The sequence below is a fragment of the Cellulomonas triticagri genome (genome assembly GCF_003696205.1).
Classification (GTDB): domain Bacteria; phylum Actinomycetota; class Actinomycetes; order Actinomycetales; family Cellulomonadaceae; genus Cellulomonas; species Cellulomonas triticagri.
Genome location: NZ_RFFI01000157.1, coordinates 1 through 6,811 on the forward strand (window position 1 = coordinate 1; position 6,811 = coordinate 6,811).

Annotated in this window: 6 protein-coding genes and 3 tRNA genes; 5 read left to right on the forward strand and 4 right to left on the reverse strand. The window is 74.6% G+C overall.

The window, feature by feature from the left end:
* Positions 1-376 precede the first annotated feature (376 nt).
* Positions 377-1,336: a UDP-glucose 4-epimerase GalE gene (gene galE, locus EBM89_RS18760; protein WP_122151144.1), complete on the forward strand. Its 960-nt coding sequence runs from the start codon at positions 377-379 to the stop codon at positions 1,334-1,336.
* A gap of 21 nt (positions 1,337-1,357) precedes the next feature.
* On the opposite strand, the gene EBM89_RS18765 is transcribed toward galE, so the two are convergent.
* The 3 genes from EBM89_RS18765 to EBM89_RS18775 form a co-directional block, all read right to left on the reverse strand.
* Complete coding sequence (locus tag EBM89_RS18765; RefSeq protein WP_122151145.1) at positions 1,358-2,290, reverse strand: LLM class flavin-dependent oxidoreductase; 933 nt, start codon at positions 2,288-2,290, stop codon at positions 1,358-1,360.
* Between the two features lie 9 nt (positions 2,291-2,299).
* Entirely contained in the window at positions 2,300-2,656 is a 357-nt protein-coding gene (locus tag EBM89_RS18770; RefSeq protein ID WP_233571853.1) for an ArsR/SmtB family transcription factor, read from the reverse strand.
* A 70-nt stretch (positions 2,657-2,726) separates the two neighbouring features.
* On the reverse strand, positions 2,727-3,071 hold the full coding sequence (locus EBM89_RS18775) for a metallopeptidase family protein (protein WP_122151147.1): 345 nt from the start codon (positions 3,069-3,071) through the stop codon (positions 2,727-2,729).
* Positions 3,072-3,169: 98 nt separating this feature from the next.
* On the opposite strand from EBM89_RS18775, the gene EBM89_RS18780 reads away from it, so the two are divergent.
* From EBM89_RS18780 to EBM89_RS18790, 3 genes are all read left to right on the forward strand, one after another.
* Positions 3,170-3,242 (forward strand) — tRNA-Glu (locus EBM89_RS18780).
* A 36-nt stretch (positions 3,243-3,278) separates the two neighbouring features.
* A tRNA-Asp gene (locus EBM89_RS18785) sits at positions 3,279-3,352 on the forward strand.
* Between the two features lie 42 nt (positions 3,353-3,394).
* Positions 3,395-3,467, forward strand: a tRNA-Phe gene (locus tag EBM89_RS18790).
* Positions 3,468-3,641: 174 nt separating this feature from the next.
* On the opposite strand, the gene EBM89_RS18795 is transcribed toward EBM89_RS18790, so the two are convergent.
* On the reverse strand, positions 3,642-4,280 hold the full coding sequence (locus EBM89_RS18795) for a hypothetical protein (protein WP_122151148.1): 639 nt from the start codon (positions 4,278-4,280) through the stop codon (positions 3,642-3,644).
* Positions 4,281-4,447: 167 nt separating this feature from the next.
* Here EBM89_RS18795 and EBM89_RS18800 point away from each other — a divergent pair.
* A partial coding sequence (locus tag EBM89_RS18800) for a transglycosylase domain-containing protein (protein WP_122151149.1) occupies positions 4,448-6,811 on the forward strand: 2,364 nt, incomplete at its 3' end.

Below are 6,811 nucleotides of genomic sequence, written 5' to 3' on the forward strand. Positions count from 1 at the left end.
GCCCGGGGGCGCGGGGCGCGCGCGGGCGCGCGGCGGGGGCGTCCGCGACCAGGCTCGCGCCGCCGGTCGCGTCCGTCCGGCTACGGGCACTGCGCACGCGACCTCCTGGACTGGGTAGATGGTCAGCATACTGAGCACCTGACGGACCGCCACCGGAGCCACGCGGACCCGCGGGCTCGCGTCGCCCGGGACCACCCGTCGTCCCGTGCACTCTGCCGCACGACGGGCCGTCGCACGAGTGCTCGCGGGCAACTCGTCCGGGTGGCGTGGCGCACCCGGGGCGTCAGCACCCTGCGCACCAGCAGAACGCACACGAACCACCGCATCCGCGCAGAAAGCACCAGCACCGGACGTGGTTCCACGCTACGCTGGCGCCATGACGTGGATGGTGACCGGAGGCGCGGGGTACATCGGATCGCACGTGGTGCGGGCGTTCGGGCAGGTGGGGATCCCAGCCGTCGTGCTGGACGACCTGTCGTCCGGGCACCGGGAGTTCGTCCCGGAGGAGGTGCCGTTCGTCCAGGGGTCCATCCTCGACACGGACCTGGTGACCGCCGCGCTGCGCGAGCACGGCGTCACGGGCGTCGTGCACCTCGCCGGCTTCAAGTACGCGGGCGTCTCCGTGCAGCGCCCCCTGCACACCTACGAGCAGAACGTCACCGGCACCGCGCACCTGCTCGAGGCCATGCAGTCCGCCGGCGTCACCCGCATGGTGTTCTCGTCCAGCGCGGCCGTGTACGGCACGCCGGACGTCGACCTGGTCACCGAGGACACCGCGACCGCCCCCGAGTCGCCCTACGGCGAGTCCAAGCTCATCGGCGAGTGGCTGCTCCGCGACCAGGCCCGCGCGACCGAGCTGCACCACACCTCGCTGCGCTACTTCAACGTCGTGGGCTCCGGCACCCCCGAGCTCGCCGACACCAGCCCGCACAACCTGTTCCCGCTGGTGCTCGACGCGCTCGCCGAGGGCCGCACCCCGCGGATCAACGGCGACGACTACGCCACCCCCGACGGCACCTGCGTGCGCGACTACGTGCACGTCGCCGACCTCGCGACCTCCCACGTCGCCGCCGCGCGCGCCCTGTCCGAGGGCCGGGAGCTGCAGCGCGTCTACAACCTCGGCTCCGGCGACGGCGTCTCGGTGCGGGAGATCATGACCGCCATGGCGCAGGGCACCGGCATCGCGTTCGAGCCCGAGGTCGCCCCGCGCCGCCCCGGCGACCCCGACCGCATCGTCGCCTCCGGCGAGGCCGCCGCGCGCGACCTCGACTGGGTCATGCGGCACACCCTCACCGAGATGGTGACGAGCGCCTGGCAGGCCCGCCAGGCCCGCTGAGACCCGGCCCTGGGCCGCCGCTCAGCGGCCCAGGGCCGCCAGCCCGCGCCGGAGGGTGTCCTCGCTGCCCGCGTAGATGCCCTCCGCGCGGGGCCAGTGCACGACGACGTCCGTGAACCCCAGGGCGGTCGCGCGTTCGACGCCCTCGACCAGCGTGTCCACGGACTCCAGCGAGTACACCGGCGCGCCGTCGAGGTTGAGGTACAGGTTCGGGACGACGCCGCCCGGGGCCAGCCGCGCCGCGGTCTCGCGGAACTGCGCGACCATCTCGGCCAGCCCGGCCCACCACGCCTCCTGCGCGGCACCGACGGGACCCTCGACGTCCTCTGGCGCGAACAGCGGGCCGTAGGTCGCCCAGCCCTGCCCGAACCGCGCCGCCACCGCCATCGCCCGGGGGCCGTTCGCCGCGACGACGAAGGGCGTGCGCGGCCGGGCGAGCGTGCCGGGGTGCATCCGCGCGCCGTGCGCGGCGTAGAACGTGCCCTCGTGCTCCGTCACGGGCTGGGTGAGCAGCCGGTCCAGCACCTCGACGAACTCCTCGAACCGCCGCGTGCGCTCCCCGCGCGTCGGCGCCGGGCCGAGCACGCCCGCGTCGAACCCCTCGCCGCCCGCGCCGATCCCCAGCAGGAACCGCCCGCCCGCGACGTCGTCCAGGCCCATGACGTCCTTCGCGAACGGCACGGGGTGCCGGAAGTTCGGGGACGCGACCCACGTGCCCAGCCGGATGCGCTCGGTCGTCGCGGCGGCTGCCGCCAGCAGCGGCACCGTCGCGAACCACGGCTCGTCCGCCAGGGACCGCCACGCCAGGTGGTCGTACGTCCAGGCGTGGTCGAACCCGTACTCCTCCGCGCGCCGCCACACGTGCCGCGCCTGCGCCCACCGCTCCTGCGGCAGGATCACGACCCCCAGCCGGGGCGATGCGGGGGCGGGTGCGGGGGGCGGCGTCGCGGTCACCCCGTCAGCCTAGGACGACGCCGCGCGCCGCTCCGTGGTCCGGGCGACGACGCGCTCCGCCGCTCCCAGCAGCTCGTCCAGCTCCGGGTCCGCCAGCGAGTACCGGGTCGCCCGGCCCTCGGGCGTCGCGACGACCAGGCCGGCACCGCGCAGCGTCGCGAGGTGCGCGGACACCGTCGACTGCGCCAGCCCCAGCACGCCCGTGAGGTCCACGACGCGCTGCGCCCCGTCGGCGAGCAGGTGCACCAGGGACAGGCGGGTCGGGTCGGCGAGGGCGTGCAGCACCCGCGCGACGTCCTGGTGCGCGTGCTGCGGCACGCCCGCGTGGTCGTGCAGGGCGGGGGTGTCGGTGCTCGGGTCGGTCACGGGGGGTCCGTCCTCCGCCGGGTCGGCGGTGCTGGGGGGGCTGGACTGCCGGCTGGTGTCGCGTGCCGGGTCAGGCCCAGCCGAGCTCGTGCAGGCGCTCGTCGTCGATGCCGAAGTGGTGCGCGACCTCGTGCACCACGGTGACGGCGACCTCCTCCACGACCTCGTCGCGGTCGGCGCAGATCGCCAGCGTCGGGTGGCGGTAGATCGTGATGCGGTCGGGCAGCGACCCCGCGGCCCAGAACTCGCCGCGCTCGGTCAGCGGCACGCCCTCGTACAGGCCGAGCAGGTCGGGGTCGTCGGCGGGTGCGTCGTCCTCCACCAGCACCACGACGTTGTCCATCCGGGCCGCGAGCTCGGGCGGGATCAGGTCCAGCCCGTCGCGGACGGCGTCCTCGAAGTCCTCGCGCGTCATGTCCACCACGGGTCCATCCTCGCCGATTTGGAGGATCCCCCGATGTACCCGTAAAGTCATCACCGGTCTGAAGACGCCTCGACGTCAGGGGCGAACGAGCCCCCATCGTCTAGCGGCCCAGGACCCCGCCCTTTCACGGCGGTAGCACGGGTTCGAATCCCGTTGGGGGTACGAGCAGTGCATGTGGAAGAATAGGTCTCACAACGAGGCCCCGTAGCGCAGTTGGTTAGCGCGCCGCCCTGTCACGGCGGAGGTCGCGGGTTCAAGTCCCGTCGGGGTCGCTCGATACACACCGGTCCAGCTGGGCCGGTGTTGTCGTACCTGGCTCTGTAGCTCAGTTGGTAGAGCGTTCGACTGAAAATCGAAAGGTCACCGGATCGACGCCGGTCGGAGCCACACACCGAAGCCCCGTTCGCCCCAGGCGAGCGGGGCTTCGTCGTCCCCGGTGGACGGGTCGTCGGCACCGGGGCGGGTGTCACGTGCGTCACAGCACAGCTCGAGGCCAGGGCCCGGGCCCGGCCGTGGCCCGGGACGGGCGGTCTGCACGCCGCCCCGGGCCTCGCGCGGGCGTCAGAAGTCGCCGCCCCCGAAGTCGCCCCCGCCGAAGTCGCCGAAGCCACCCCAGCCGCCGCCGTCGGCCCCGACGTCGCCGCCCCAGCCGGAGTCGCCGCCCGCGTCGGCACCGGTGTCGCCCCCGTCCGCACCGGCGTCGGCTCCCCCGCCGTCCGCCGCCACGTCGCCGCCGTCGGACAGCAGGGAGTCGGCGACGGCGGTGCCGATGAAGGCACCCGCGACGCTGGCGAGCAGCGAGCCCGCGATGATCCCGCCCATCCCGATCCCGCCGCCGGCGCCGTACCCGCCGCCGCGCGGCCCGAAGGCGCGCTCCAGCGTCCCGGGCTGCCGGAGCTCCGCGCGGGTGGCCGCACGGGCGAGGGTCTGCGGGTCGTCGGCCGTGGGCCGCTCGCCCGGGGGCACCTGCGCGGACACCTCGGCGAGCACCTGCTGCCGCTGCTCGGGGGTGAGCTGCGCGAACGCCTCCGCGTGCGCCTGCTCGATCGCCTCCGGCGGGGCCGTGCGCAGCAGGTAGCGGTACCGCTCGACGGCGACCTCGTCGGGGTCGCCAGCACGGGGCGCGGGTGCGTTCCCGCCCCACGCGGCAGGGTCGCGGCGCTGCGGCTCGCGGCCCAGCAGCCTGTCCAGGAAGCCCATGGTGCCCACCTCTCGTCGTGCCCGTCGGACGGGGTGCGGCTCACCCCCGGGACGTACCTGTCGAACGCGTCGCGGCCCGCACGGGTTCCGGCGGTCGTCTCATCCGGGGCGGACGAACGTGGCCGCCCCGCAGGGCGCGCGGCGACGGGCTGTCCTAGCGTGTCGACATGGCAGCCCGTCGCGGGAGCGCGCGCAGGGTGACCGTCCTGCAGGCGGTCGCGCTGCTGCTCGCCTTCGTCCTCACCGCCGCGGTGGGCGGGGTCCTGACGGCCGGACTGGTGCTGCCGTCGGTCGCGGTGGCGAACGGGACGACGGACCTCGCGGTCGAGGCGTTCGAGGACCTGCCGACCGACCTGGAGCGGCAGCCGCTGTCGGAGCGGTCCGTGGTGCTGGCGGCGGACGGCACGACGGTGCTGGCGCACTTCTGGGCGGAGAACCGCGACGTCGTCCCGCTGACGGCGGTGTCGGAGCCGATGCAGGACGCGGTCGTGGCGACGGAGGACAAGCGGTTCTTCGAGCACGGCGGCATCGACCCGGAGGGGATGCTGCGGGCGCTGGTGCGCAACCTGCAGCACCCGGACCGCACGGAGGGCGCGTCCACGCTGACGCAGCAGTACATCAAGAACGTCCTGATCGAGCGGGCGGTGCGGGCGGACGACCCGGCGGCGGCGGAGGCGGCCCGGGAGGCCGAGGGCGCGGAGGGGTACGCCCGCAAGCTCCGGGAGGCGAAGCTCGCCATCGCGCTCGAGAAGGAGATGACGAAGGACCAGATCCTCGAGGCGTACCTCAACATCGCGCAGTTCGGGGTCAACACGTACGGGGTGCAGGCGGCGGCGCAGCGGTACTTCAGCAAGCCCGCGTCGGAGGTGACGTACCTGGAGGCGGCGACGATCGCGGGCGTGACGCGCAGCCCGTCGGCGCTGGACCCGACGCGGGACCCGACGGCCGCGCAGGAGCGCCGCGACCGGGTGCTGCGCCTGATGCGGGACGAGGGGTACATCACCGCCGAGGAGCTCGCGGCGGGCGTCGCGACCCCGCTGCCGGACACGCTGCGGGTGGACGACACCCGGGTCGGCTGCATGGCCGCGGACGCCGCGGTGCGCGGCTCGGGGTACTTCTGCGACTACGTGACCAAGGTGATCCGCAACGACCCAGTGTTCGGGGAGACCGAGGACGAGCGGATCGACCGGCTGTACCGGGGCGGGCTGACGATCGTCACGACCCTCGACCCGCGCGAGCAGACCATCGCCGACGAGGAGGTGAAGAACCAGGTCCCCGTCGCGGACCCGTCGGGGGTGGCGACGGCGCTGGTCACGGTCGAGCCGGGCACCGGCCGCATCACGTCGATGGCGCAGAACCGCGGGTACAACAACACGCCGGAGCACGGCGAGCGCGAGGCGGCCGTGAACTACAGCACGGACTTCGCGTACGGCGGCGGCAGCGGGTTCCCGCCGGGGTCGACGTTCAAGCCGTTCACGCTCGCGCAGTGGCTGAAGGAGGGGCACAGCCTCAGCGAGACGGTGAACGCCACCCGGTTCTCGTACCGGTTCCGGGAGTTCTCGGCCCCGTGCACGGGCCTGAACGGGAGCACGGAGTACCGGTTCGCCAACGCCGAGGGCCCTCGCTCCGGCGGCGTGATGAGCGTCCTCGACGCCACCCGCAACTCCGTGAACTCCGGCTACATCGCGATGGCCAGCCGGCTGGACCTGTGCGGGATCATGGACACGGCCTCCGCCCTCGGCATCCACCGGGCGGGCGGGAGCTCCGGGGACGGCGCGTTCGCCCCGCTGCCCGCGAACGTCCTCGGCTCGGACTCGGTGTCCCCGCTCGCCATGGCGGCGGCGTTCGCCGGGTTCGCCACGGGCGGCACGTTCTGCACGCCGGTCGCCATCGCCTCCGTCACGGACCCCTCGGGCGCGGCGCTGCCCGTCCCGACCACGACGTGCTCGGCGGCGCTGGAGCCCCGCGTCGCGAACGCCGTGAACCACGCCCTGCAGAACGTGTGGAGCGGCACGGCGAGCACAGATCCCCCGCCGTTCCCGTCGGCGGGCAAGACCGGCACCACGTCGCACAACGAGCACACCTGGTTCGTCGGCTACACGCCGGTGCGGGCCACGGCGGTGTGGGTCGGGTTCGCCGACGGCATGCGCCCGATGCAGAGCATCACGATCAACGGGAGGTCCATCCGGAACGTCTTCGGCTCCTCGGTCGCGGTGCCGGTGTGGAAGGGCTTCATGACCCGGACGCTGGAGGGCGTGGCCGTGCCCGGGTTCGCGCCGGCCGGGCCGGACGAGGTCCTGGGACGTCAGGTCGGCGTCCCGCAGGTGGTCGGGCTGGACGAGGCGGCGGCCCGGGCGGCGCTGCGCGCGGCCGGGTTCCGCACGGCGCTCGGCTCTCCGGTGCCGTCGGCGGTGCCGCCCGGGATGATCGCGGAGCAGAGCCCGTCCGGCTCGGCGCCGCGCGGCTCCACGATCGTCCTGCGGCCGTCCGGCGGCCCCGCCCCGCCCCCACCGGGCACGGCGCCGCCGGCG

What these genes read in the sequence shown, in the direction of transcription:
- EBM89_RS18775 (WP_122151147.1), bottom strand. Translation starts at nt 3,071, where the DNA reads ATGACGCGCGAGGACTTCGAGGACGCCGTCCGCGACGGGCTGGACCTG.
- galE (WP_122151144.1), top strand. Translation starts at nt 377, where the DNA reads ATGACGTGGATGGTGACCGGAGGCGCGGGGTACATCGGATCGCACGTG.
- EBM89_RS18795 (WP_122151148.1), bottom strand. Translation starts at nt 4,280, where the DNA reads ATGGGCTTCCTGGACAGGCTGCTGGGCCGCGAGCCGCAGCGCCGCGAC.